The organism is Microbulbifer maximicatervae (SeqCode), assembly GCF_052467305.1.
Genome location: NZ_CP174306.1, coordinates 5,252,646 through 5,277,236, shown reverse-complemented (window position 1 = coordinate 5,277,236; position 24,591 = coordinate 5,252,646). Strand labels below are relative to the sequence as shown.

Here is a 24,591-nt window from a genome sequence, read left to right as displayed (position 1 = left end):
ATCGAAAATCACCCACTGCGGCAATTTGATATGATGGCCGCCAGTTGCGGCTGCGGGGTTTCTGCGGCCCTATGGATAGCCGGAGTAATTTCCCGATGAGCCAAAGTTTCGGCCGTGGTGCCTACCCCAACACTCGCCTGCGTCGCCTGCGTGCAAAGGATTTTTCCCGTCGACTGGTGCGGGAAACCCAGTTGAGCAGTGACGACTTGATCCTGCCACTGTTTGTTATTGAGGGGCGTAACGAAACCCAAAAAGTAGCCTCAATGCCGGGTGTTGAACGCCTGAGCGTAGACCTGTTGGCCAAGAAAGCGAAGACAGTTCGAGAGTTGGGAATCCCCGCCATAGCCCTGTTTCCGGTAGTCGACCCGTCGGCAAAGTCCGACTGCGCCAGTGCCGCCCACGACGCCGATGGCTTGGCACAAAGGGCTGTTCGCGAGCTGAAAAATGCGGTACCGGAATTGGGAGTTATCACCGACGTAGCCCTGGACCCCTTTACCAGCCACGGCCAGGACGGGCTGATGGACCACAGCGGTTATATCATCAACGACGAAACCGTTGAGGTATTGGTACAGCAGGCCCTGTCACACGCTGCGGCCGGTGCCGATATGGTAGCCCCCTCGGATATGATGGATGGCCGTATCGGAGCCATTCGCGATGCTCTCGAAGGCGCGGGCCACAGCAATACCCTGATTATGTCCTACGCCGCTAAATATGCCTCCGCTTACTACGGCCCTTTCCGCGATGCAGTGGGCTCTGCCGGAAACTTGAAAGGTGGCAATAAAGCGAGCTACCAAATGGACCCCGCCAATACCGATGAGGCATTGCACGAGTGCGCCCTGGATCTGCAAGAGGGCGCGGATATGGTGATGGTGAAACCCGGTATGCCCTACCTGGATATAGTGCGTCGGGTAAAAGAAGAATTGCGGGTTCCCACTTTCGCCTATCAGGTAAGTGGGGAGTATGCGATGCACTGCGCCGCCTTTGAAAATGGCTGGCTGAAGCGAGAGGCGGTTATTCTGGAGTCCCTATTAGCCTTTAAGCGCGCCGGTGCCGACGGCATCCTCACCTATTTCGCCGAAGAAGCCGCACAGTTGCTGCAAGACTGATAGCCGGTGAAAAAGCGCGCGGTTCAATCGCGCGCTACCTTCCTAGGGCCACTGATCTTCCAGGTCAGGCCCTACCGGCTGGGCTTCCTCTACCGGTACGCTGTGAGCCCTCCCGCCAAAAGTATTATCTCTTGGCAGCTCCAGGGGCTCCTCTTCATAATCGGAGCCATACTCGGGATCTACACCAAACTCTTCCGCATCGTCACCTCGAAGTTGCTCCTGCAATTGTTGGCGGCGCTGATCGCGCATCTGCTGCTCACTAGTATCCACCCCCCAACCGGGACTCATCTCCTCTCTGGGAGCCGCTTCGTCGCGACCATTGCCAAATAGATTGCGGAACCAGCGCCAGCGATTCTGCCCCCGACATTCCGGCGCCGGTTGCAGCTGGCTTTCGTAGGAGAAAGGAATCTCATAACCACCGCGACAGTAATCCGGGTCCATAAACTGCCCCCGGGAGTTCACTGACTTAAGCTCCACTCCTCGGGGCATCTCTGCCGGTCCGTGTTGATGGGGCAGCTTGCGCATAATCTCCGTCCAGATCGGCAGTGCGCCGGTGGAGCCAGTTAGGCGCGTGCGCTCATTGTCGTCGCGCCCGAGCCAGACTACGGCGGTTACTTCCGGGGAGAAGCCCGCAAACCAACTATCGCGGTTATTGTTAGTGGTTCCGGTTTTCCCCGCAAAGGCGATGCTACTTGGCAAGCGCTTGGCGGAGCGGCGTCCGGTACCCTCACGCATGGCCTGCTCCAGCCCCCAGCGCAACAGGTAAGCTGGAACGGGGTCGACACCGCGATTAGCCTTGCGGCGGAAGTGCTGTACACGGCCGCCCTGGGCATCGGAAACCGCCAGCAGTGTGCGCGGCTGTACCGTCTCACCATTGTTCGCGATGGTCTGATACATACCGGCAACTTCGAACGGGGTCATCTCCACTGCACCAAGCAACATCGCCGGCACTCGGGGGAGCCTGGATTCAACACCCAGGCGGCGAATCGTCTGGCGCACATTCTGCAGGCCGAGATCCAGTCCCAAATGGGCCGTCGCCAGGTTATAGGACTTGGCCAGGGCGATATATAGCGGTATCTGTCCGTGAGCGCGCTTATCGAAGTTCTGCGGCATCCATACATCGCCATCCGCCTCTTCAATTCTCACCGGGGCGTCATCGATCAGGGTGGCCAGGTTGTACTCTTCCGGTCGCTCTAGAGCAGTGAGAAACACAGCCGGCTTAATCAGGGAGCCCACCTGGCGGCGGGCTTCCAGCGCCCGGTTGAAGCCAGGGTAGTCCGGGTTCCGATCTCCCACCATGGCCAGCACATTGCCGTTGCGATTATCCAACAATACTGTCGCGGCCTGGAGTGAATTGGCTTTGATCCCTCGGTCTTTCTCCAGCTGGCTAACGCCCTGACTGATGGACTCCTCCGCCAACTTCTGCACCGAAGGGGCCAAGGTGGTGTAAACCCGTAAACCCGAAGTGCGCAATTCCTCGTATGAGTAGTAGGGACGCAATTCAATCAACAGCCGCTCAGTAAAGGCCGGGTAAGGATTCTGCGCACCGACACCACCCTTGACCACCCCCAGAGGCTTGGCGGAATACTTCTGGAACTCCTCCTGAGTAATCAGCCCCTGCTCCAGCATCAATTCCAGCACGGTATTGCGCCTTTGCAGTGCTCTCTCGGGATTGCGCCAGGGGTTGTAGTAAGACGCACCTTTCGCCAGCCCCACCAACAGTGCTACCTGATGGGGTTCCAAGGTATCCAGGGGCTGCTGGAAATAGAATTCAGAGGCCAATCCAAAGCCATAAATACCTCTGGCACCCTGCTGACCCAACCACACTTCGTTGATGTATTCCTGCAGGATATAGCGCTTGTCGTAGTGCACCTCCATCAGGATGGCCATCAGGGCCTCGTTGAATTTACGTCTCAGGCTGGGCTTATGGTCAAAAAAGATATTTTTGACCAACTGCTGGGTAATTGTGGAGCCACCCTGTACCAATCGTCCGGCTTTTGCGTTGGCCACCATGGCCCGGGCAATACCGCGAGGGGAAACACCAAAGTGATTGAGGAAGTCCTGATCCTCAACAGCAATCAGGGTATTGGCTACCAAGGGAGGAATATCATCGAAACGCACTGGATTGCGGTCATCGCCTCCCCCTAGTAGAGAGCCGATATTAGCTGCGTCCAGGCGGAATTCTGCCAGGCTTCGGCCATTGTCATCACGCAGGCCGCTAATTTGATCATTGCGCAGACGGAAGGAGACCACTGCAGCAGGCTGGCGGCCATTGGCATGGATAAAGTCCCGGCGCCAGACCTTGTAATTCATTCCGTCCTGAACCCAGGAACCAGGCTCACTCAGAGTGCCCTGCTTGCGGTAATTCAAGGCAGCAAATTCGGACTCCAACTCATCCGGATGCATTGCCATACCCTCGCGCAGCACCAGCGGACGAGCGTAGACTCGGGCGGGGAGTTGGTATTGACGGCTATCCAGTCGCTCGCGCAGCTGCACATCCAGGTAAGCCATATACGCTGCCAGCGCCAGGGAGCCCACCAGGGCTAAAAGCACTAGCAGCTTGAGCCAGCGATATCGTCGTTTGGGCTTTGACGCTCTGACGCGCCGGCGTTTCGTTGATGCCATATGAGGATTCAGTCCCGCTGCCAACTCAGTACATCAAGCGACTCATAAGACCTAACCAGCCCCAATCGAAGAGTCGAAGGCAGGGTACCAGCAGGTGGCAGCTCCGCTGGTATCTTGCTGCCAGTGCCTTTCAGCACTGGCGGGCCCACTCAATTAGCGGGCTAAAATCCAGGCTTGGCAGTATCTATTACCTGGCGGTTTACGTGAAGGTGCTATTTACACCTGTGCGAGGATTGACCGCAGCAACCGCCTATAAGTTCACCAAGATGTAACAAGCGCCTATGTGAGGGTTTGCTGTCGCCAGCCCTCCCCAATGCCTTGCACTTGGCAAAATCACGTCCATAATGCGGCGGAAATGTAGACAATAAGCCCGAATAGGAATGATATGCAGCAATACGATCTCTACGGCATAGGTGCCGCCCTACTCGATACAGAAATCGAAGTGTCGGACCAGGATTTGAGCAGCCTTGGCGTGGAAAAGGGAATCATGACCCTGGTAGATGACGCCCGTCAGCAACAGCTGGTAGACGACCTTCAAAACCATATGGTCACTGCCAAATTGGCCTGCGGCGGCTCCGGTGCCAATACGGTCATTGCTGCCAGCTATTTCGGTCTCCGCACCTTCTATTCGTGCAAAGTTGCCGCTGACGAGAATGGTGATTTCTACAGAAACAACCTTAACAGCGCCGGGGTCGACTACCCCGAAACACTGAAGCAAGCTGATGAGGGCACTACCGGCAAATGCCTGGTGCTTATCACCCCGGATGCCGAACGCAGTATGAACACCTATCTGGGAATGAGTGAACAGCTCTCAGTCGCTGAGCTGGATAGCGATGCACTGTCCGCCTCCAAGTGGGCCTATATCGAAGGCTACCTAGTTTCCTCTGAAACGGGCCGTGCCGCAGCGATCAAGCTTCGCGAAGAAGCCGAAGCCCACGGAGTTAAAACCGCTCTCAGCCTGTCTGACCCGGCTATGGTTCAGTTCTTCGGCGAAGGGCTGCGGGAAATGATTGGCGGCGGTGTGGATATGCTGTTCTGCAACCGGGATGAGGCTCTGGGCTTTACCGGTACCGACTCTGTGGAGGGCGCCGTTGAAGCGCTGCGCGATTACTGCCGCAGTTTCGCGATTACCCTGGGCGCCGATGGCGCATTGCTATGGGACGGCAACGACGTTCACCGCATAGAGAGTCCCGAAGTCCGCGCCATCGATACCAACGGCGCAGGCGATATGTTTGCCGGTGCTTTCCTCTACGGTATCAACCGCGAAATGAGTTTTACCGAAGCCGGCGAACTCGCTTGCCGCGCTGCCGCCCAGGTGGTGAGCCAATACGGCCCGCGACTAGAAGCCGAGCAGCACTCCGAATTACTCGCACCGGTTGTTTAATAGCAATTGCCTAATAGCAGTTATCTATAGACACATGATTTCCAGGGGCCCCTACGGCTTGGGCCCTCTGGAATGGTGTAGCATCCCCGGGTAGCTATCCAGCTCCGGCAGCCCCGTCGCTGCGGAAATACCGAACCCCTGGGCATAGTCCACCCCCATCTGACTTAATTTTTCCATTAACTCCGGGCTCTCTACATACTCGGCGATAGTGCTGATACCCATTCTCTTCGCCAAGTGATCAATAGTGCTCACCATTGCGCTATCAATTTCATCCTCGAGCATATTGCGCACAAAGCTTCCATCGATTTTGAGAAAATCTACCGGCAGCTGACGCAGATAAGCCAGGGAGGAAACACCGCGACCAAAGTCATCCAGGGCAAAGCTACAACCGGCGGCTCTTAGCTTGTGGATAAATATCAGGGCTCGTTCAAGATTATTGATGGCGCTGGTTTCTGTAATTTCAAATTGAACCCGCGAAGGCGTTACACCGGCATCGGACAAAGACTGCAGCACAAAATCAGCAAAGGTCTCATCCCCCAGGCTGATGCCGGAAATATTGACCGCATAATTAATTCCGCCCATCCCCAGGCGCTGCTCCTGGGCCATATAGTCAAAGACCCGGCGAATTACCCAACGGTCCACTTCCTCGATCAAGCCGTAGCGCTCTGCGGCTGGCAAAAACAGCCCCGGTGAAATCACTCCACCATCACGGCCCCGCATCCGCACCAGAATTTCATAGTGGTGGACATTGCGGTCCCCCTTTAGTGAAACCACTGGCTGCCGGTACAACATCAGGCGGTCTTCCCGCAAAGCCGCATGAATTTCCGCAACCCAGGTGGTCTCGCGACGCTTCTCTAATACCTTGCGGGAGTCGCCAAATAGCTTAACGCGATTTCTGCCCTGCTCCCGGGCACTGCAACAGGCATCATTGGCCGACGCCAGTAACTGACTGGCACTGGGGGTAAAGTGATCGACACCAACAACACCAATCGACACCGCGACCCGGTTGTCATTCCCCTCCCAGAAAAAACTGAAGTTCTGTACAGAGTCGCGCAGCCGAGCCACCACACGACCACCCTCTTCCAGGGTGCAGTCGCGCAGTAGTATCGCAAACTCATCACTGCCCACTCGGGCAAATAGATCATCGCTAGAGAGGCAGCGCTTGATTAACTCCACCAACTGAACCAACAACTGGTCCCCGGCAACAAAGCCCAGGGTGTCGTTAATAACTTTGAATTGATAAACATCCAGGTAGAGCAATACATGGTGCTGGCGTTTATCGATACAGAGGCTGAGTTGGCTTTGCAGCTCACTCTCAAAGAATTGTCGGTTGGGCAGTCGGGTTAAGGCGTCGTGGCTGCTCTGCCACATAAGGCGGGTGGAAACCCGGCGCGCGGCAGAGGTATCCCGCAGCACCAAAACATAATTTTTTAGCACCCCCATATCCCAAAGAGCCATTACCTGCACGGTCACTTCAAGCGGGACATGCTCTTCCCCTGGGCGCTCAATACAGGCATTAAACTCTCTGGTTCTGGGTACTTCACCCAGGTCACTGGATGCCGGCAGTATCGGCTCTATCGCATCGCCCCGGCTATTGCACAGGCGCAAACCTTCGCTGAGTGGCTGGCCGGGCAGCAGTCCAACCAGGTCCCCAGTCATTTCGTTGACCAGGGGGTTGGTGTAAACCACCGTACCCGCAGCATCGGTGACAATGACACCATCGGCAACTTCACCGAGAGCCGCCTCCGCCGCCTGTAAACTGATCTGCTCACAGGGGCGCAGCCCCTCTTCCAACTGGGCGAGGGGGCCGAGGTAACTTGCGGCCTCTGGATTAAACAGCGTCACGGGAAAACTCACTCAAAACACAACAGAGCAAAGCGCAAACCTTTCCCAGTAGCGGGGAGGTGCCTTGCGACAGGCCATAACCGAAAAAGGTTACCGACATCATCGCCCACGATCGCCGATTTTATTCAATTATCCAGCCTCCCAGCCGAGTTTTTTCTACAAATGTATAAATTGCACATTCACAGATTGCTGCGCAAGAAATTTTTTAATTTCTCGTCTTCAAATACTCGTTGTAGAGTTGTGCTGAGCAGTCCATTCACACGGCTTTGGACTTCTTCACGGCTGGGCTTAACCAGGTTCCGATCTTTGCCGGAAGCGCTGTAAGTGCCGAAATAAGTGCGAGGACCAATTTTCACTTCCAGGTGAATTTCAGCAGAGGTGTCAATCTCGGTGGTATAAACCGTATTTGGACTGTTGTAGGTGAGTTTTACCAATTTTGCGATCACCTGAACTTCCGGCGCGCTATCGGTAATTCGGAATGACCAATTTGAAAAACCCTCACGCAATCCCGCCGCAATAGCCTCACCAGCGTCATTGCCAATACTTACCTGAGCAGTATCCGCATAAACACCACCCAATGATCCCAAGCCGCCAGAGGGCAGTTCATTAACTCCCATCACACTCATACTAAAGCCTTCGCCTATCGCTTCAGGAGCAACCTGAACCTGAGGCTGCAGCCAAATTTGCAGCGGGCTGTGAGCACAAGCGCTGAATAGCAGCGCACCGGCAAAAACCAATAACTTCTTCATGTTTAATTCCCCCTCACTTCAAAAAAACTGCCAATTCAGCCATGGTGATGGTGGTGGTGCTCCCCCTCATCACTCATCCGAACTATTGGCACAAGAATATCTACACTGCTGCCATCGGCAAAAAGCAGTCGCAACGGCAACTCTTCCCCCGCCTGCAAGCGCAGACCTTTAATCATTAAGTGAACTCCACCGGGAGCCATATCTACACTTGCCCCCGCGGCAATCGTCAGCTGATCCAGCGGGCGCATCCGGTTTATTCCATTCTCCGATATTGTGGTATGCAGGTCTGCCGAAGCCTGTTCAACACCCGGCAACTCCACACCCGTGAGTACCTGACTCGAATCACCAGTGTTGTGCAGCGACACAAAGGCAGCGCTCATCGAAGGTCCCGGAGGAGTTTCCCGGGCATACCCCTCCGCTGTAATTCCTATGGAATAGGCGCCTTTAGACACAAGGAGTGCGGTGATTAAAAAGGCAAATGCCAATACTTTTTTCATGGTGCCCCTCCGCTGGGCTTAATCAGAATCAGTTTCGCCGGATTCCCGACTTTGATATCTCCACGCACCCGATACCCGGGTACAGCCTCGCGCAGTTGCTGATAAACCCAACGGCCCTCAGCATCACTGCGCGCTACGATAATGACGCGCAGCTGCTCGCTGCGAATCCTGCCCGCTACTCGCTGCAACTGTTCCACCAGCCCGGCAGACCTTGCTGCAAGTTCACCGGCTGGCAGACCTATCATCTCCCCTTGAGGTAACTCGAGCTGCGCTCTCCCCCGCTCGCGGACCAACTGTGTACGCACTTCAGCCACCAGCGGATTGGCCGGGGCCAACATCTCGGCCCGTTTCAACAGGGTATTCACCTCCCCAAAATCCCTGCGACGCAGGGCGTCCCGCGCCCGCTCAACATAGGTGACCACAATGGTTTGAATACCGGTTTCTGCCTTGCTGTTATCCGGTTGCAGTTGCAATACACGCAGGTAATAGTCGTAGGCACTGGCGCCGGCAGGCTGGGTTAGATGCCCTTTGCGTAGCGCCTGTTCCGCACGACTCAAAAAAAAGGAAATATTGTTGCGCCGAACCTGGTCTTGGGATGGCGTCTTTTTAGGGGCGGGAGGAGGGACAACCGTTTTAGGTGCGGGCTTATTGGATGAGCAGGCCCCCAGGCAAAATGCCAGTAGCAGTAAAACCCCAAGGCTGTGAAGGCGTTCAAATGACGGCAAAACAATCCCCTATTGTTGTTTTTTTGTACCACTGGCGTCGCTATACTGCTGCGCGACTGAACCCCCGTCTGGTGCAGCAGTCTGAACTATGCGCCCGACTATAATGAATTTTTTCATCTATGGCTGTGATGACCAAAAGTTTCCGAAAAAATTTCCTCGTTCTGCTGACAATCCTGCTGGCCATAACCAGCATTGGAGCTACAGCGCAGAATTCCGATAACCCTTTTGCCTCGCTGAGCAGCGCCCAGGAAAATACTTTCCTGCCGGTCGATGAAGCTTATCAGCAGGATCTGCTCTTTGATGCCAACGGCCTCAGTGCACTCTTCCAGATTGCTCCAGAGTACTACCTCTATCGCGAAAAACTGGCGCTGTACAGGGTCGATAATGGTGAAAAAACTCCCATCCCCCTGAACCTGCCAACCGGTGAAGTCATTTGGGACGACTATTTCGAGAAAGAGACTGAGGTCTACCGAGGCCAGCTCGAATTTGCCCTGGATATCCCTGAAACCAGTGGTTCTACCCAACTGGAGCTCCACTATCAAGGCTGCGCAGATGCCGGCCTTTGCTATCCGCCTCAGACCCGATACTACAGTGTGGATTTTGCCAGTCAGGATATAGAACCGCAGGATAGCGCCTTAATTACAGGCGCACCCACTCCGCCAGCGAGTGCTGGCGGTGCCGCAGGCAATAGCAATGTCACCTTATCACTGGCGCTGCTTCTCGCATTTGCCGGTGGCCTGATCCTGAACCTGATGCCCTGTGTCTTCCCAGTACTGTCGATTAAATTACTGGCAGTGAGCCAGGCGGCACAAAATGCAAGCCAAAGGCACCACCACGGCTGGGCTTATACACTGGGCGTAGTTTTGAGCTTTGTGGCTATCGCCGCTGTGATGCTCGCCCTTCGCGCCGGCGGAGAGGCTGTCGGCTGGGGCTTCCAGCTTCAATCCCCCTGGTTGGTGGCAGCACTCGCCTACCTGTTTTTTATCATGGGGTTAAGTCTGTCCGGAATGACCGAACTCGGCAGTAACCTGATGGGTATTGGCGGCAACCTGAATAAACGTCAGGGGTTGTCGGGCTCTGTGGCATCCGGCGCGCTGGCAACCTTGGTGGCCAGTCCCTGTACTGCGCCGCTGATGGGCTCCGCACTGGGGTTTGCTGTTACGCAGCCCGCGCTTATTGCGCTAAGTGTTTTTGCCGCCCTTGGCGCCGGTATGGCGGCCCCCTTCCTGTTGTTGACCTATATCCCCGCTCTGGCGGAAAAGCTGCCCAAACCCGGCCCCTGGATGGATCGCCTGAAGCAGTTGTTGGCATTCCCGATGTATCTCACTGCGGTATGGCTACTGTGGGTTCTGGGCCGACAAGCCGGGGGGGATGGAGTTGCCCTGGTACTGGCTGGTGCTGTAGCCATTGCATTTGCCCTGTGGCTTTGGCCGCGTCCGCAATGGCACTGGCTGCGCGGTTCCCTGGCCCTGGCCTCCCTGGCCTTGGCAGTTTTTCTCCTTCCGCAACTGAAAACCATCAATCAGTCTGAACAATTGTCCAGCAGCGATTACTGGGAGCCCTATTCGGCAGAGAGACTGGAGACTGCACGCAGTGAGGGGCGTGCAGTTCTGGCCAATATGACCGCGGCCTGGTGCATCACCTGCCTGATGAATGAGAAAGCTGTGCTGTCGAGCACCGAGGTCAGTGATGCTTTGGAGCGCCTCAACGTGGTCGCGCTGAAAGGCGATTGGACCAACCAGGATCCGCGAATCAGCGAATTATTGGCCAAATACGGGCGTACCAGTGTGCCGCTGTATCTCCTCTATCCCGCCGATGGGGGCGACGCAAAAATACTGCCGCAAATACTTTCTCAAGATGATTTACTACAGGAATTGGAGAACGCTGTGGACTCCCCTTTGAGCACTGGGGTGACTCAGTAAAGTTTTTGACGCCTTTGTAGCCAATAACCCAAGGTAAACAGGCCACAGCCCGGATATTTTGAACTAATTTTTTGCCCAATATCGCCGAACTGCTGCTAACTTCGATAAACTCCGAGTCTGGCATGGACAGGGAGTCACTTTTGCGGCAGACTCGGTTAATGAGTTCGGGCAGCTAGGCCGAAATTTCGAGTTTGCCCGCAAGATAGCCAATTTTAACCCACTTTATATGGGTTTTCGGCAACTTTCTTCAGGGCGAATTATGGCTAAACTTCTTCTCCTTCACGGCCCCAACCTAAATCTTTTAGGCAGTCGCGAACCGCACATCTACGGGTCTACCACCCTGGCGGATATCAATGAAGCCGCCGAGCGCCAGTGCGACGCCGCCGGCCACGAACTGGAAGTCCTGCAGAGCAATAGTGAATCAGCCCTGCTCGAACGAATCCACCTGGCGGCGACCAGTGGGGTCGACTTTATCGTGATCAATCCCGCTGCGTTCACCCATACCAGTGTCGCCTTGCGCGACGCCCTAGCAGCCGTTGCCATCCCGTTTATTGAGCTTCATCTGTCCAATCCCCACGCCAGGGAAGCTTTCCGACACCATTCCTATCTTTCAGATCTGGCCTGCGGCGTAATCTGTGGCTTTGGCGCCAACAGCTACACCCTGGCCTTACAGGCAGCCATCCACCAACTGGATGCCACACCTGCACAACAATGAATCAAACTGCGAGTAAATAACTATGGATATCCGCAAAATTAAAAAATTGATTGAGCTGCTCGAAGAATCGGATATCGGCGAGCTGGAAATCAAAGAAGGCGAAGAGTCCGTGCGCATCAGTCGCGGCGTCAGCAGCGCAGCCCAACCCGTTGCACCGATTTACAGCGCGCCTCCCGCACCGGTTGCCGCCCCCGCTGCTCCGGCGCCCAGCGCTCCTGCTGCCCCAGCTGAAAAAGAGTCCAAGCCGGCTATCAGCGGACACGCGGTGAAGTCCCCGATGGTAGGCACCTATTACGCTGCCCCCAGCCCTGGCGCCGAGGCATTCGTGAAGGTGGGCCAGCAGGTCAAAGTTGGCGATGTTGTGTGCATCGTCGAAGCGATGAAAATGATGAACCAGATCGAAGCCGACAAGGCCGGTACCATTGAGTCGATCCTGCTGGAAGACGGCCAACCGGTTGAGTTTGACCAGCCCCTCGTGACCATCGTCTGAGTGGGGTAAGTCACAATGTTCGACAAAATCCTAATCGCCAACCGCGGCGAAATCGCATTGCGGATTTTGCGCGCCTGTAAAGAGATGGGCATCGCCACTGTGGCGGTGCACTCTTTGGTAGACCGCAATCTCAAGCATGTACGCCTGGCCGACGAATCTGTATGTATCGGTCCCAACCCATCCCCGCAGAGCTACCTAAATGTGCCGGCCCTGATCTCCGCCATGGAAATCACCGATGCAGTAGCCGTGCACCCCGGCTATGGCTTTCTCGCAGAGAACGCCGACTTCGCCGAACAGGTGCAAAAGAGCGGCTTTACCTTTATCGGCCCTGATCCCGATGTGATCCGCCTGATGGGTGACAAAGTGTCTGCAATTGCCGCCATGAAAAAGGCTGGCGTTCCCACCGTTCCAGGCTCTGACGGCCCGCTGCCCGATAATAGCGAGCGCTGCATGGAGATCGGCCGCAGCATCGGTTATCCGGTCATCATTAAAGCTGCCGCCGGTGGCGGTGGTCGCGGCATGCGCGTGGTGGAAAAGGAAGAGGAGCTGGTGAACGCGATTGCCGTGACCAAGTCCGAAGCCCAAGCGGCCTTCGGTGACGGCACCGTCTACATGGAAAAATTCCTGCAGAATCCCCGCCATGTTGAGATCCAGGTAATGGCCGATGGCCAGGGCAACGCCATCCATCTCGGCGATCGCGACTGCTCCCTGCAGCGCCGCCATCAAAAGGTTTTGGAAGAAGCCCCAGCTCCGGGTATTCCCGATGAGGTGCGCGAGCAGGTACATGAGTCCTGTGTACAAGCCTGCATCGATATCGGCTATCGCGGCGCGGGTACTTTTGAATTCCTGTATGAAAATGAGCGCTTCTACTTTATCGAAATGAACACCCGAATCCAGGTGGAGCACCCCGTTACCGAAATGGTAACCGGCGTCGACCTGATCAAAGAGCAAATTCGGGTTTGTGCCGGTGAGAAGCTATCCCTGAAGCAGGAAGATATCGTAATCAAAGGTCACGCCTTTGAGTGCCGTATCAATGCCGAAGATCCGCAGACCTTCTTCCCCAGCCCCGGCAAGGTAAACAACTTCCATATGCCTGGCGGCTTGGGTGTGCGGGTCGACTCCCATCTCTACTCCGGATACTCGGTACCCCCCAACTACGATTCCATGATCGCCAAGCTGATCACCCATGCGGAAGATCGTGAAACCGCGTTGGCGCGTATGCGTGTGGCCCTGTCGGAACTGGTAGTGGACGGTATCAAAACCAACATTCCCCTACAGGAAGAGTTGGTACGAGATGAAAACTTTGCCAAGGGTGGGGTCAATATCCACTACCTGGAGAAGAAGTTAGGTCTTTAAGCGCTCGCCAGCCGGGGCAAAGTTAGCGAGAATTGCGGCAAACATAACGACACTGAACCTTGCCATGGATGGCGTGGCAACCGTCGTTATCTGAGTGCGGCCCGGCCGCAACAATGCCGTAAACATCGCTATAACAATTCCGGAATAATTATGCCCTGGCTACAACTCCGCGTGGACACCGACCGTGATCACGCGGAAAAAATTGAAGACGCACTGCTTTTTGCCGGTGCCGTATCTGTCACCCTGCAAGACAACGCTGACCAACCGATCCTTGAGCCCGGGCTCGGAGAAGTGCCCCTATGGGAGCAAACACGGGTCACCGGGTTGTTCGATGCGGAAGTGGACACCTCGGTTACCGAGGCAAAAGCAGCTTCCTTCCTATGCGAAATGTTGCCCAATGCCCGCTGGGAGCAACTTGAGGACAAGGATTGGGAGCGAGAGTGGATGACCCACTACAAACCCATCCAGTGCGGCCCCAATTTATGGATCTGCCCCAGCTGGTGTGAACCACCACAGCCAGACGCCGTGAACCTGCTGCTCGATCCGGGCCTAGCCTTCGGCACTGGCACGCACCCAACTACTTTCCTATGCCTGCAATGGTTGGCGCAGCAGGAGCTCGCAGGTAAGAGTGCCATCGACTTCGGTTGCGGCTCGGGTATTCTGGGGATTAGCGCACTTCTACTGGGAGCAGAGCGAGTTCTCGGCACCGATATCGATCCCCAGGCATTGCTCGCCAGCCGCGACAATGCCCAGCGCAACGGCATAGACCCCGAGCGCTTCCCGGTCTACCTGCCAGAACAAATGCCGAGCGAAGCCGCCGATGTTATGTTGGCCAATATCCTCGCCGGTCCCCTGGTAGAACTCGCCCCTCAACTGATACAGCTCACTCAATTGGGCGGAAAAATCTGTCTGTCCGGCATCCTCAGTTCTCAGGCAGAGCAGGTGAAAAATGCTTATAGCGAATGGATTAAGTTCGATCCTGACGGCGAACACGAGGGATGGGTCAGACTGACAGGCAAGCGGGTGTGCTAAATGCGCTCCCCAGCACTACGCGGGACCCCTTTGGGCTGATAAACTTGGCTGCTAAATAAACTGCGCTCTAGTCGAATGTCTCAACTGGTAACCCGCTGCCCTCATTGCAGCACATCATTTCATATTAATGACCAGCAACTGCGCGCTGCCCGCGGCGCCGTTCGCTGTGGGTCTTGCCTGCAGGTGTTTCGCGCAGATGAAAATATCGTTTTCTCAGAAAGTGATAGCGAGAGCCGCAATGATTTGGAGGCTTTGCTGGAAGACGATGACTTCCTGATCCATGACGATATCGAGCTCGACGAGGACGAACCCACCTCCCCGCCATCTCCCCCAGCTGTGGATCAAACTACCAGTCAGGAGAGTGCAACCAATGAGAGTGCACCTGACAGCGCGCCCACATCGGAACCAAAAAAATATAGTGCAGCAGCGCAGGAATTAATTGGTGACGCCTTTGGCGACCATGAGTGGCAGGAGCTGGAAGCATCTCACACCGAAGAGGAAGCGGAACCCGAAGAGGACCTGGATAAAATCCTCAAGCCGGACTGGGAAGAACTTCCTGATTTTGATTCTGACCCTGCGCCCGAGAACAACCGCCAACCTGAAGTACCGGAGTTTGAAACCTCTAGCTCCCTCGCTGAAGAACCGTCCTGGGACAACAATGAGCCTGCAGTATCAACCGAGTCTGTAGATACACCTCCCCCCACTGAGGAAAGCCGCCAGGAGCCTTACTTCGGTGGCGAATCTACCACTGCTGAAGAGCCCCAGCGGGAGCAATTGATCTCAGCCATCCAGCCCGCGCCTGTGGAGATGTCGTGGGGAGTTCCCAAAAAGAAACACACAGCCTCTCCCTGGCTGTGGCGTGCATTGGTTCCCCTATCGATCCTCGGCATAGTGATTCAGGTTGCATACTTCCAGTTCGATAGCCTCAGCCGCAAACAGCCCTGGCGCGACTTCTATGCTGCCGCCTGTCCACTATTCGGCTGCACTTTACCCCAACTAAAAGATACCCGGGCGATCCAGGCCACAAACTTAATGGTGCGTACCCACCCGCAGCTGCAGGGCGCCCTGGTAGTGGATGCAGTGCTGCTAAATACCGCCCCCTACGCACAACCCTTCCCCAACCTGTTGCTGAACTTCAGCGACCTGAAGGACAAGGCTGTGGCCAGTCGCCGGTTTACCCCGAACGAGTACCTACAGGGGGAGTTGGCCGGACGCAAACTAATGCCCCAGGACAGCCCCATTCATATCGCGATTGAGGTGGTTGACCCCGGTGCAGAAGCGGTAAACTACGAGTTGAACATCACTCACTGAGCGCACACAAGCACCCCGACTGAGTTTTTAGCAAAGGGGATTTGACGCCATAAACAACCAAACCTGCGCATTCAGCAGGCTAAATGAACAGTGTTCGATCAAATTGCCCGCTTTTTCGCTTTGCCATTAACGGGCCAGCCGCTATCATAGGCGGCTGTTTTGCCGGGGCACAGATTGCCCTTCCTACAGCCCAAATGGAGCTACCGTGTCTACTGCCATTGGCCCCTATATTATCGACAACCCGGTAATTCTGGCGCCCATGGCCGGTGTCACCGACCGCCCCTTCCGCCAGCTGTGCCGAGAACTCGGCGCCGGATTGGTGGTTTCGGAGATGGTGACCTCGGACACTCGCCTGTGGAACAGCCGCAAGTCCCGCTTGCGCCTGGATCACGGTGGCGAAGCGGCGCCCATATCGGTGCAGATCGCCGGCGGTGATCCTGAGATGATGGCGGAAGCCGCTCGGGAGAATGCTCGTCGCGGCGCGCAAATCATCGATATTAATATGGGTTGCCCGGCAAAAAAGGTGTGTAAGAAAGCAGCGGGCTCCGCCCTGCTGCGGGATGAAAAGCTGGTAGCGGATATTCTTCAAGCCGTGGTCCAGTCTGTTTCCGTCCCGGTGACGCTAAAGATCCGCACCGGCTGGTGCCCGGATTCCCGCAATGGCGTCACTGTAGCCAAAATGGCCGAGGATTCCGGGATCGCTGCACTGGCGGTTCACGGTCGCACTCGCGCCTGTGGCTACCACGGAGAGGCTGAATTCGATACCATTGCCGAAATTGTATCCAGGGTAGAAATCCCGGTTTTTGCCAATGGCGACATCTGCAGTGCTGAGAGAGCCCGAGAGGTGCTCGATTACACTGGCGCATCGGCGGTCATGATTGGCCGTGCAGCACAGGGACGACCATGGATTTTTCGGGAAATAGCCCACTATCTCGCCACTGGCGAGCGGCTACCCGAACCGACATTGGATGAAGTCAGGAATATTTTGCTCGCCCATTTGGGCGAACTACACCGATTCTACGGTGAAGTGATGGGGGTCCGTATCGCTCGCAAACATGTGAGCTGGTACTTGAAGACGCTCGCGGATAGCGAGTCCTTCCGCAAGACCTTTTTCCAAATAGAGAGTGCAGAAGTACAACATGCCAGCGTTCACGAGTGGTTTGAACGCCGAATAACGAGAGGGGCACAAGCGGCATGAACAACGAAGTATTAATTCCGGATACTGGCAATGAAGAAGTATCCTCCAGGGGACAGACTCAACTGGCACAGCCACAGCAGCAGTCCCTGCGCGATGCCGTCGAGCACGCAATGGAGAACTACTTCCGCCACCTGGATGGCCAGATGGTAACCGATGTCTACGACATGGTGCTGTCGGAGATCGAAGCGCCCATGCTCGAAGTGGTGATGAAATACACCCGCCACAACCAGACCCGCGCCGCGCAATTACTGGGTCTCAACCGTGGCACCTTGCGCAAGAAGCTGAAGCGCTACGGCCTGCTGTAAGCTTCCCACCGAGCGAAATTTTGAAGGGGGATGAGGTAACTCATCCCCCTTCGCTATTTTCCCGGCAGCGTTTTTGTTGCCACAGTGGACAACCGCTAAAACCCTTTAAACATCCTTTTCGAAAACCAGTTGGATCAAGTGCAATGACAGACAAGGTTTCCATCCGCCGCGCTCTAATTAGTGTCTCTGACAAGAGTGGCATTGTAGAGTTCGCTCAACAGCTCTCCGCAATGGGGGTTGAGATTCTTTCCACCGGCGGAACCCACCGCCAGCTCAAGGAAGCGGGTATTCCCGTGGTAGAAGTTTCCGACTACACCGGCTTCCCCGAAATGATGGACGGCCGTGTCAAAACTCTGCACCCGAAAGTACACGGTGGCATTCTGGGGCGCCGTGGTACCGATGATGCCATCATGGGCGAGCACGGTATCACCCCGATCGATATGGTGGTGGTTAACCTCTACCCCTTCGCTCAAACCGTTGCCAAGCCCGACTGTTTCCTCGAAGACGCTATCGAGAATATCGATATCGGCGGCCCTACCATGGTTCGCGCTGCCGCCAAGAACCACAAAGATGTCACTATCGTGGTCAATGCCAGCGATTACGGCAATATCATCGAGGAGATGAAAGCTAACGATGGTGCCCTGAGCCACGCCAGCCGCTTTGATCTGGCGGTAAAAGCCTTCGAACACACTGCGGGCTACGACGGCGCTATTGCCAATTACCTGGGCGCCATTAAAGGCGAAGAAAAGCAGCTGTTCCCGCGCACTTACAACAGCCAATTTATCAAGAAACTGGATCTGCGCTACGGTGAGAACCCGCACCAGAAATCCGCTTTCTATACCGAAGCCAACCCAGCTGAGGCCAGTATTTCCACTGCCACCCAGTTGCAGGGCAAAGAGCTGTCCTACAACAATATCGCCGATACCGATGCCGCACTGGAGTGCGTTAAGTCCTTCGAGCAACCCGCCTGCGTGATCGTTAAACACGCCAACCCCTGTGGTGTGGCGATCGCTGAAGATATTCGCACGGCCTACGACCTGGCTTTCGCTACCGACAGCGAATCCGCCTTTGGCGGTATCATCGCCTTCAACCGGGAACTCGATGGCGCCACTGCCCGCGCTATCGTCGAGCGACAGTTTGTTGAAGTCATCATCGCACCGTCAGTCTCCGAAGAGGCCAAACAGGCCGTTGCCGAGAAGAAGAACCTGCGCCTGCTAGTATGCGGCCAGTGGAGCAGCGAGCGCACCCCGGCACTGGACTACAAGCGCGTTAATGGCGGCCTACTGGTTCAGGACCGCGACGACGGCCTGATCACCGCTGCCGACCTGAAAGTGGTCTCCAAGCGCCAGCCCACTGAAGAGGAAATCCGCGATTTGCTGTTTACCTGGAAAGTGGCCAAGTTCGTAAAATCCAATGCCATCGTATACGGCAAAGACGGTCGCACTGTCGGTGTGGGCGCAGGCCAGATGAGCCGCGTAAACTCCGCGCGTATCGCCGCGATCAAGGCTGAGCACGCCGGCCTCGCCGTGGCCGGGTCCGTTATGGCTTCCGATGCCTTCTTCCCCTTCCGCGACGGCATCGATAACGCTGCCGCTGTCGGTATCCAGGCGGTTATCCAGCCCGGCGGCTCCATGCGCGATGAAGAAGTGATCGCCGCAGCGGACGAGCACAATATGGCCATGGTATTTACCGGCATGCGCCACTTCCGCCACTAAGATCGTGCGCCCGCACAGACTTAACATTGCGGGCTATGATCAGCGGGTTGGAAGGTATCTACCCTCTCCAACCCACACAAATCATTGGAATCCAGGGGCGAGACTCAGGCCCGAGGATCAATTCCACGTTAAACTAGCACACCTATAACCTGTGCAATGGACCGGATCGGTCGACTTAGGGGGATTTAAGAATGAACGTATTGGTTATCGGATCAGGTGGCCGCGAGCACGCCCTGGCGTGGAAAGCAGCGCAAAACCCAAATGTCGGCACCGTCTATGTTGCCCCTGGCAACGCCGGCACTGCCCGCGAACCCAAGCTGGAAAATATCGCAATCGGTGTGGATAACTTCGCCGCCCTGGCAGATTTCGCCGAGGAAAACGGCGTAGAACTAACGATTGTCGGCCCGGAAGCACCGCTGGTAGAGGGTGTTGTCGATTTCTTTAATGCCCGTGGCCTCGCCATTTTTGGCCCCAGCAAAGGCGCCTCCCAACTGGAGGGTTCCAAAGCCTTTACCAAGGACTTTCTCGAGCGCCACAAAATCCCCACCGCTGCCTACCGCAATTTCACCGAAGTGGAGCCGGCGGTTGCCTACATTCGCGAGCGCGGCGCGCCTATCGTGGTTAAAGCCGACGGCTTGGCTGCGGGCAAGGGGGTAATCGTTGCCGAAACCGAAGAGCAGGCTGAGCTCGCTGTACGCGATATGCTGTCTGGAAACGCCTTTGGTGAAGCCGGCTGCCGCGTGGTTATCGAGGAGTTCCTTCAGGGTGAGGAAGCGAGCTTTATCGTGATGGTGGATGGTGAAAATATCCTGCCGATGGCCACCAGCCAGGATCACAAGCGCGTTGGCGATGGCGATACCGGCCCTAATACGGGCGGTATGGGTGCCTACTCCCCAGCACCGGTGGTGACCGACACCATTTACCAGCGCATTATGCAAGAGGTTATCGAGCCCACAGTTAAAGGCCTGGCCTCTGAGGGCACACCCTACACCGGTTTCCTTTACGCCGGCCTGATGATCGATAGCGACGGCACCCCGAAGGTCATCGAGTACAACTGTCGCTTTGGCGATCCGGAAACCCAGCCAATTATGATTCGCCTGAAATCAGACCTGGTCGACCTGTGCATGGCTGCTCTGGACAAGAAGCTGGACACTGTCACTGCTGAGTGGGATCCCCGCCCAGCCCTGGGTGTGGTACTTGCCGCGCACGGCTATCCCGGCAGCTACCGCAAAGGCGACGCCATCAGCGGCCTAGACAAAGCAGACGGTGACAACGCCAAGGTCTTCCACGCCGGTACCGCACTGGATGGTGAGCGCGTAGTCACCAATGGTGGCCGGGTGTTGTGCGCCACAGCAATGGGAGATACTGTCGCTGAAGCTCAGGAAAATGCCTATGAATCAGCTCGGGCTATCTACTGGGACGGCGTGTTCTTCCGGAAAGATATCGGCTACCGCGCTGTCGAAAGAGAAAAGGTTTCTGCAGAGCAGCAGGACTAATAGCTGGCATCGGCGGCCGCTCATCAGCGGTCGCCTCTGACAGGGAGCAGAATACTATGAGTAAACGCAGCCTCAGTGGACTCGACCGCCTGTTAATTCAAGCGGATCGGGCTCTGCGCACCCTGAGTCCCGGCGAACCCTGCCACGGCCGGGTATCCCCGGCGAAGGGTGAAGCCGAGATAGACCTCACCGACAGCGAACGCAAACACGCCGCTGGCCTTATGCGGGTCAACCATAGCGGTGAAGTCTGCGCCCAGGCGCTCTACCAGGGCCAGGCCCTGACCGCCAAGCTGCCCGAGGTGCGGGGAGAAATGGAGCGCGCTGCCGATGAGGAGATCGACCATCTGGCCTGGTGTGAACAGCGCTTGAAGGAATTGGACAGCCGCCCCAGCCTACTCAACCCACTGTGGTACGGCATGTCCTTTGGGCTCGGCGCCGCCGCCGGGAAAATCAGCGACCGAATCAGCCTCGGTTTTGTGGCCGCTACGGAAGAGCAGGTGTGTAAACATCTTGAGAGCCACCTCGAAAAGCTTCCCGCCGACGACAAGAGAAGCCGTGCGGTAGTGGAACAGATGTTAATTGACGAAGACGAGCACGCCCACGCTGCACTGGCCGCCGGTGGTGCCCGCTTCCCCGCTCCAGTAAAAGGAGTGATGTCTCTGGTATCCAAAGTGATGACCTCGGCCAGTTATAAAATCTGACCGTTACTCTTCACTCATTAAAACAACTTGGATTTTAGGGAGGTTACGCCCAGTATCCTCCTTCCCTTCCCGGCTAATTTTCCTTCAAGCTTCTTCAACGCTGTAGCTGTGCACAATCTCGACACCCGCATTGCGCAACATGATGGAGCCTGAGCAGTATTTCTCTGCGGAGAGTTCCACTGCACGGGCAACATGGGATTCCTTCAATCCGCGACCGCGCACTACAAACTTCATTTCAATTCGCTCAAACGGCGATGGGGTTGTATCTGGGCGCACACCTTCCAGTTCACAATGACAGGAAATAATGTCTTGTCTCGCCTTCTGTAAAATACTCACCACATCGTAAGCCGCGCAGCCACCGACGCCCAGCAAAATCATTTCCATCGGGCGCACACCATTATTTGTGCGGCCGCCTTCCATCACTACCGAATTACCACTGCCGGCTTCACCGACGAAGGTTAAATCATTTACCCAGGTTACTTTCCCCTGCATCACTCCACTCCCATTAAAACTTCAGCGGCGAAGCTTAGCATATTGGCGAAGTCTATCCCGGCACCTGTATGTTTCCGGTATAGTGTCTGGTACGCCTCCGCGCGAAAGCCGAATGACGCATGATCAAATGCTTTTTCTATGAACGCATCGTGGATTATGAAGTCCAAGCGACCCAGTGCCATAGTGTCACAGGTCACACTGCGGAACTTTGCCGCGGTCAGCCCCTGTTGGGGATTTTGTTTTCGCGCGATAATTCAATAGTGCTCAGCTGCTAAAGCCGGGATAGGGCACAAGACAAAAAATGAGGAATAAATCCGTGACGGTTGCTATCGAAGACCCCATGACTATCGGCAATATTGAAGACTTTCTGGCCCACTGCCACCGGCGTCGCTACCCGGCCAAGAGCACGATTATCTATGCTGGCGACCGCTGTGAATCCCTTTATTTCATTATGCGCGGTTCCGTTACTGTTCTGATTGAGGACGATGAAGGCCGCGAAATGATCGTTGCCTACCTCAACGACGGGGACTTTTTCGGTGAGATGGGCCTGTTCGATCAGGACACCCGCAGTGCCTGGGTCCGCACCAAAACCGAGTGTGAGGTGGCAGAAATCTCCTACACCAAGTTCCAAGAACTCACTCGCCAGCACCCAGAGTTTCTTTTTGCCCTGGCCACCCAAATGGCCGGCCGCCTGCGCAACACCACGCGCAAAGTTGGCGACCTCGCCTTCCTGGATGTGACCGGACGTGTCGCTCGCACCCTGCTCGATCTTTGCAATGAGCCGGATGCCATGACTCACCCCGAGGGCATGCAAATAAAAATCACTCGCCAGGAAATTGGCCGTATCGTCGGCTGCTCCCGGGAAATGGTGGGCCGCGTATTAAAAACCCTGGAAGAACAGGGCTTGGTTTCCGTTAAAGGTAAAACCATGGTGGTGTACGGTACCCGCTAGTAACCGAATAAATATACCACATAAAAAAAGGGCGATTTTTATATCGCCCTTTTTTATTTCTACTACTGGAGTAAGCGGTCAGTTAAACATTTCCATCAGTTTCCTGCCCGGCTCCTCCTCCCGCATAAAGGCCTCTCCCACCAGGAAAGCATTGACGTTATGACCGCGCATCGCCGCAACATCATCTGTGGTATGAATACCACTTTCCGTGACCACAAGACGGTCTTTGGGGATCAAGTCCAGTAACTTAAAGGTATTTTCCAGCTGCACATCGAAAGTGTGCAGATTGCGATTATTGATGCCGATTAAGCGGTTAGGTAATGCCAGGGCCCTCTCCAACTCCTTGTGGTTGTGCACTTCCACCAAGACATCCAAACCCAACTCCAAAGCGAGCCCGTTGAGATCCGCCATCTGTGGATCTTCCAGGCAGGCTGCAATCAGCAAAATACAGTCGGCCCCAATCGCGCGAGCTTCATAGATTTGGTAGGGATCAACGGTAAAGTCCTTGCGCAGCACCGGTAGGCGTACGGCATCTCGGGCCTGCTGCAAGTAATTATCTGCGCCCTGAAAAAAGTCGACATCGGTTAGTACTGACAGACAAGCCGCGCCACCTTTTTCATAGCTGGTAGCAATTTCTGCAGGAAGGAAATCCTCGCGAATCACGCCTTTACTGGGAGAGGCTTTTTTAATTTCGGCAATTACTGCAGCCTCACCAGTGGAGATCTTGCGATCCACTGCATCGACAAAGCCTCTCGTCGGTTCCTGATCCCTGGCGCGAAGGCGAACTTCGTCGGTGGAGCACTCAGCCTTGCGCTCGGCAACCTCTTGCCACTTGCGCTCGACAATTGTTTTTAAAATGGTCGGTGTACTCACGATTGAATTTCCTCTGGGCGAAACGCACTGGTAAACGCGGCAAGATCGTTAATTTTCTCTCCGGCGAGACCGCTGTCGATAGCATCTTGTGCCATAGCGACACCTTGCTCTGCAGAGTGCGCAACGCCGCTGACATAAATTGCCAGGCCTGCGTTTAGCGCAATAATATCCGCGGCTTTTTGCCCCGCCTCAGTATTGCGCTTACCCAGCGCATCGCGAATCAGGGCCAGGGAGTCCTCGGAACCAGAAACACTAAGATCAGATAGGTCACGGCGCTGCAAGCCAAAGTCTTCTGGCTTGAGGGTATATTCCTGCAAGGCACCATCCTTTAATTCCACAGCAAAGGTATCCGCAGCAATACTGGCTTCATCGAGCCCATCATCACTATGTAAAACCAGCACATGCTCTGAACCGAGCTTTTGCAGAACCTCAGCCAACAGGCGACAGTAGCGCTTGTCATACACACCGATTACTTTGCGCTTTACCCCCGCCGGATTTGTCATCGGCCCGAGTAAATTGAAGATGGTACGCAGTCCCAGCGCCTTGCGCGATGGGCCAACGTGGCGCATGGCATTGTGAAAGCTGGGCGCAAACATAAAGCCAATACCGATAGTCTCTACGCAACGTGCCATCTGCGAGGGACTCAATTCCAAAAATACGCCGGCGTGCTCAAGCAGGTCAGCAGAACCACTACTGGACGACACCGAGCGATTGCCATGCTTGGCTACCTTAGCTCCGGCAGCAGCTGCAACAAAGCTGCTCGCGCTGGACACGTTAAACAGATTGGCGCCATCACCGCCGGTGCCGACAATATCAACCGTGTTTTCCAGATCGAGCTCAACCTTTACCGCCAGCTCACGCATGGTTTCCACAGCGCCGACAATTTCATCGACTGTCTCCCCGCGAATGCGCAGTGCGATAAGGAGTGCGCCTATCTGAGACTCCAGCGCTTCGCCACACATAATCTGGCCCACGGTTTCGCGCATTTCTTCACGAGTAAGGTGTTCGCCATCCACCAGTTTGGCAATGGCCTGTTGAATATTCATTTTTCCCCCTTTGCCCCGCTCTGGTTATTGATTCTGGCGGGGCCTGCCCGCCGCGC

The 24,591-nt window shown here is 55.6% G+C and carries 23 protein-coding genes; 14 read left to right on the top strand and 9 right to left on the bottom strand.

Features of this window, described 5'->3' with window-relative positions:
* Positions 1-95: 95 nt before the first annotated feature.
* Complete coding sequence (gene hemB, locus ACJJI4_RS23000) at positions 96-1,106, top strand: porphobilinogen synthase (RefSeq protein ID WP_444926583.1); 1,011 nt, start codon at positions 96-98, stop codon at positions 1,104-1,106.
* 42 nt (positions 1,107-1,148) lie between these two features.
* Here the strand turns inward: hemB and mrcB are convergent, their stop codons facing one another.
* Complete coding sequence (gene mrcB, locus ACJJI4_RS22995) at positions 1,149-3,731, bottom strand: penicillin-binding protein 1B (protein WP_444912056.1); 2,583 nt, start codon at positions 3,729-3,731, stop codon at positions 1,149-1,151.
* A gap of 385 nt (positions 3,732-4,116) precedes the next feature.
* On the opposite strand from mrcB, the gene ACJJI4_RS22990 reads away from it, so the two are divergent.
* Positions 4,117-5,115 (top strand): adenosine kinase, encoded by a 999-nt coding sequence (locus ACJJI4_RS22990; RefSeq protein WP_413664263.1) that lies wholly within the window; start codon positions 4,117-4,119, stop codon positions 5,113-5,115.
* A 51-nt stretch (positions 5,116-5,166) separates the two neighbouring features.
* Here ACJJI4_RS22990 and ACJJI4_RS22985 read toward each other — a convergent pair whose 3' ends face one another.
* The 4 genes from ACJJI4_RS22985 to ACJJI4_RS22970 all read right to left on the bottom strand — a co-directional run bounded on the left by ACJJI4_RS22985 (position 5,167) and on the right by ACJJI4_RS22970 (position 8,931).
* Positions 5,167-6,960, bottom strand: coding sequence for an EAL domain-containing protein (locus ACJJI4_RS22985; protein WP_444926582.1), 1,794 nt, complete (start codon positions 6,958-6,960; stop codon positions 5,167-5,169).
* Positions 6,961-7,139: 179 nt separating this feature from the next.
* Positions 7,140-7,709, bottom strand: coding sequence for a YajG family lipoprotein (locus ACJJI4_RS22980; RefSeq protein ID WP_444926581.1), 570 nt, complete (start codon positions 7,707-7,709; stop codon positions 7,140-7,142).
* A gap of 35 nt (positions 7,710-7,744) precedes the next feature.
* Positions 7,745-8,206 (bottom strand): copper chaperone PCu(A)C, encoded by a 462-nt coding sequence (locus tag ACJJI4_RS22975; RefSeq protein ID WP_413664261.1) that lies wholly within the window; start codon positions 8,204-8,206, stop codon positions 7,745-7,747.
* Entirely contained in the window at positions 8,203-8,931 is a 729-nt protein-coding gene (locus ACJJI4_RS22970; protein WP_444926580.1) for an N-acetylglucosaminyltransferase, read from the bottom strand. Before ACJJI4_RS22970 ends, ACJJI4_RS22975 begins: the two co-directional genes overlap by 4 nt.
* Before the next feature lie 128 nt (positions 8,932-9,059).
* On the opposite strand from ACJJI4_RS22970, the gene ACJJI4_RS22965 reads away from it, so the two are divergent.
* From ACJJI4_RS22965 to accC, 4 genes are all read left to right on the top strand, one after another.
* On the top strand, positions 9,060-10,853 hold the full coding sequence (locus ACJJI4_RS22965; RefSeq protein ID WP_444926579.1) for a protein-disulfide reductase DsbD family protein: 1,794 nt from the start codon (positions 9,060-9,062) through the stop codon (positions 10,851-10,853).
* Between the two features lie 259 nt (positions 10,854-11,112).
* On the top strand, positions 11,113-11,568 hold the full coding sequence (gene aroQ, locus ACJJI4_RS22960; RefSeq protein ID WP_282934435.1) for a type II 3-dehydroquinate dehydratase: 456 nt from the start codon (positions 11,113-11,115) through the stop codon (positions 11,566-11,568).
* A 22-nt stretch (positions 11,569-11,590) separates the two neighbouring features.
* A complete protein-coding gene (accB, locus tag ACJJI4_RS22955) occupies positions 11,591-12,058 on the top strand; it encodes an acetyl-CoA carboxylase biotin carboxyl carrier protein (RefSeq protein ID WP_282934436.1) in 468 nt (155 codons plus the stop codon).
* A 15-nt stretch (positions 12,059-12,073) separates the two neighbouring features.
* Positions 12,074-13,414: an acetyl-CoA carboxylase biotin carboxylase subunit gene (gene accC, locus ACJJI4_RS22950; RefSeq protein WP_413664257.1), complete on the top strand. Its 1,341-nt coding sequence runs from the start codon at positions 12,074-12,076 to the stop codon at positions 13,412-13,414.
* Here accC and ACJJI4_RS22945 read toward each other — a convergent pair.
* Positions 13,403-13,540 carry a hypothetical protein gene (locus ACJJI4_RS22945; RefSeq protein WP_444926578.1) on the bottom strand — a complete coding sequence of 46 codons (138 nt, stop codon included), beginning with the start codon at positions 13,538-13,540 and terminating at the stop codon, positions 13,403-13,405. The two genes, accC and ACJJI4_RS22945, sit on opposite strands and share 12 nt — an antisense overlap.
* Before the next feature lie 24 nt (positions 13,541-13,564).
* Here ACJJI4_RS22945 and prmA point away from each other — a divergent pair, with 24 nt between their 5' ends.
* From prmA to coq7, 7 genes are all read left to right on the top strand, one after another.
* Positions 13,565-14,446: a 50S ribosomal protein L11 methyltransferase gene (gene prmA / locus ACJJI4_RS22940; RefSeq protein WP_444926577.1), complete on the top strand. Its 882-nt coding sequence runs from the start codon at positions 13,565-13,567 to the stop codon at positions 14,444-14,446.
* Between the two features lie 75 nt (positions 14,447-14,521).
* Positions 14,522-15,757, top strand: coding sequence for a DUF3426 domain-containing protein (locus ACJJI4_RS22935; protein ID WP_444926576.1), 1,236 nt, complete (start codon positions 14,522-14,524; stop codon positions 15,755-15,757).
* A 205-nt stretch (positions 15,758-15,962) separates the two neighbouring features.
* The gene (dusB, locus tag ACJJI4_RS22930; protein ID WP_444926575.1) at positions 15,963-16,955 is read left to right on the top strand and encodes a tRNA dihydrouridine synthase DusB; all 993 of its coding nucleotides are present in this window, start codon (positions 15,963-15,965) and stop codon (positions 16,953-16,955) included.
* Positions 16,952-17,260 (top strand): DNA-binding transcriptional regulator Fis, encoded by a 309-nt coding sequence (gene fis / locus ACJJI4_RS22925; protein ID WP_020411495.1) that lies wholly within the window; start codon positions 16,952-16,954, stop codon positions 17,258-17,260. Before dusB ends, fis begins: the two co-directional genes overlap by 4 nt.
* Before the next feature lie 143 nt (positions 17,261-17,403).
* The gene (gene purH, locus ACJJI4_RS22920; protein WP_444926574.1) at positions 17,404-18,975 is read left to right on the top strand and encodes a bifunctional phosphoribosylaminoimidazolecarboxamide formyltransferase/IMP cyclohydrolase; all 1,572 of its coding nucleotides are present in this window, start codon (positions 17,404-17,406) and stop codon (positions 18,973-18,975) included.
* Positions 18,976-19,166: 191 nt separating this feature from the next.
* Positions 19,167-20,471: a phosphoribosylamine--glycine ligase gene (gene purD / locus ACJJI4_RS22915; protein ID WP_444926573.1), complete on the top strand. Its 1,305-nt coding sequence runs from the start codon at positions 19,167-19,169 to the stop codon at positions 20,469-20,471.
* A gap of 56 nt (positions 20,472-20,527) precedes the next feature.
* Positions 20,528-21,172 (top strand): 2-polyprenyl-3-methyl-6-methoxy-1,4-benzoquinone monooxygenase, encoded by a 645-nt coding sequence (gene coq7 / locus ACJJI4_RS22910; protein WP_444926572.1) that lies wholly within the window; start codon positions 20,528-20,530, stop codon positions 21,170-21,172.
* Positions 21,173-21,256: 84 nt separating this feature from the next.
* On the opposite strand, the gene ACJJI4_RS22905 is transcribed toward coq7, so the two are convergent.
* Positions 21,257-21,664: an OsmC family protein gene (locus tag ACJJI4_RS22905; protein WP_282934442.1), complete on the bottom strand. Its 408-nt coding sequence runs from the start codon at positions 21,662-21,664 to the stop codon at positions 21,257-21,259.
* 301 nt (positions 21,665-21,965) lie between these two features.
* Here ACJJI4_RS22905 and crp point away from each other — a divergent pair, with 301 nt between their 5' ends.
* Positions 21,966-22,616, top strand: coding sequence for a cAMP-activated global transcriptional regulator CRP (crp, locus tag ACJJI4_RS22900; RefSeq protein WP_051089460.1), 651 nt, complete (start codon positions 21,966-21,968; stop codon positions 22,614-22,616).
* Positions 22,617-22,694: 78 nt separating this feature from the next.
* Here crp and trpC read toward each other — a convergent pair whose 3' ends face one another.
* Both trpC and trpD read right to left on the bottom strand, forming a co-directional pair.
* Positions 22,695-23,492 (bottom strand): indole-3-glycerol phosphate synthase TrpC, encoded by a 798-nt coding sequence (trpC, locus tag ACJJI4_RS22895; protein ID WP_444928264.1) that lies wholly within the window; start codon positions 23,490-23,492, stop codon positions 22,695-22,697.
* Positions 23,486-24,535 (bottom strand): anthranilate phosphoribosyltransferase, encoded by a 1,050-nt coding sequence (gene trpD, locus ACJJI4_RS22890; protein ID WP_413664251.1) that lies wholly within the window; start codon positions 24,533-24,535, stop codon positions 23,486-23,488. Before trpD ends, trpC begins: the two co-directional genes overlap by 7 nt.
* Positions 24,536-24,591 lie beyond the last annotated feature (56 nt).

Bases quoted from the DNA above. Each gene is read 5' to 3' on its own strand.
- aroQ (WP_282934435.1), top strand. From the start codon at position 11,113: ATGGCTAAACTTCTTCTCCTTCACGGCCCCAACCTAAATCTTTTAGGC.
- fis (WP_020411495.1), top strand. From the start codon at position 16,952: ATGAACAACGAAGTATTAATTCCGGATACTGGCAATGAAGAAGTATCC.
- mrcB (WP_444912056.1), bottom strand. From the start codon at position 3,731: ATGGCATCAACGAAACGCCGGCGCGTCAGAGCGTCAAAGCCCAAACGA.
- ACJJI4_RS22975 (WP_413664261.1), bottom strand. From the start codon at position 8,206: ATGAAAAAAGTATTGGCATTTGCCTTTTTAATCACCGCACTCCTTGTG.
- purD (WP_444926573.1), top strand. From the start codon at position 19,167: ATGAACGTATTGGTTATCGGATCAGGTGGCCGCGAGCACGCCCTGGCG.
- accC (WP_413664257.1), top strand. From the start codon at position 12,074: ATGTTCGACAAAATCCTAATCGCCAACCGCGGCGAAATCGCATTGCGG.
- crp (WP_051089460.1), top strand. From the start codon at position 21,966: ATGAGGAATAAATCCGTGACGGTTGCTATCGAAGACCCCATGACTATC.
- ACJJI4_RS22935 (WP_444926576.1), top strand. From the start codon at position 14,522: ATGTCTCAACTGGTAACCCGCTGCCCTCATTGCAGCACATCATTTCAT.
- coq7 (WP_444926572.1), top strand. From the start codon at position 20,528: ATGAGTAAACGCAGCCTCAGTGGACTCGACCGCCTGTTAATTCAAGCG.
- purH (WP_444926574.1), top strand. From the start codon at position 17,404: ATGACAGACAAGGTTTCCATCCGCCGCGCTCTAATTAGTGTCTCTGAC.
- ACJJI4_RS22905 (WP_282934442.1), bottom strand. From the start codon at position 21,664: ATGCAGGGGAAAGTAACCTGGGTAAATGATTTAACCTTCGTCGGTGAA.
- prmA (WP_444926577.1), top strand. From the start codon at position 13,565: ATGCCCTGGCTACAACTCCGCGTGGACACCGACCGTGATCACGCGGAA.
- ACJJI4_RS22945 (WP_444926578.1), bottom strand. From the start codon at position 13,540: ATGTTTACGGCATTGTTGCGGCCGGGCCGCACTCAGATAACGACGGTT.
- accB (WP_282934436.1), top strand. From the start codon at position 11,591: ATGGATATCCGCAAAATTAAAAAATTGATTGAGCTGCTCGAAGAATCG.
- hemB (WP_444926583.1), top strand. From the start codon at position 96: ATGAGCCAAAGTTTCGGCCGTGGTGCCTACCCCAACACTCGCCTGCGT.
- ACJJI4_RS22980 (WP_444926581.1), bottom strand. From the start codon at position 7,709: ATGAAGAAGTTATTGGTTTTTGCCGGTGCGCTGCTATTCAGCGCTTGT.
- ACJJI4_RS22965 (WP_444926579.1), top strand. From the start codon at position 9,060: ATGACCAAAAGTTTCCGAAAAAATTTCCTCGTTCTGCTGACAATCCTG.
- trpD (WP_413664251.1), bottom strand. From the start codon at position 24,535: ATGAATATTCAACAGGCCATTGCCAAACTGGTGGATGGCGAACACCTT.
- ACJJI4_RS22990 (WP_413664263.1), top strand. From the start codon at position 4,117: ATGCAGCAATACGATCTCTACGGCATAGGTGCCGCCCTACTCGATACA.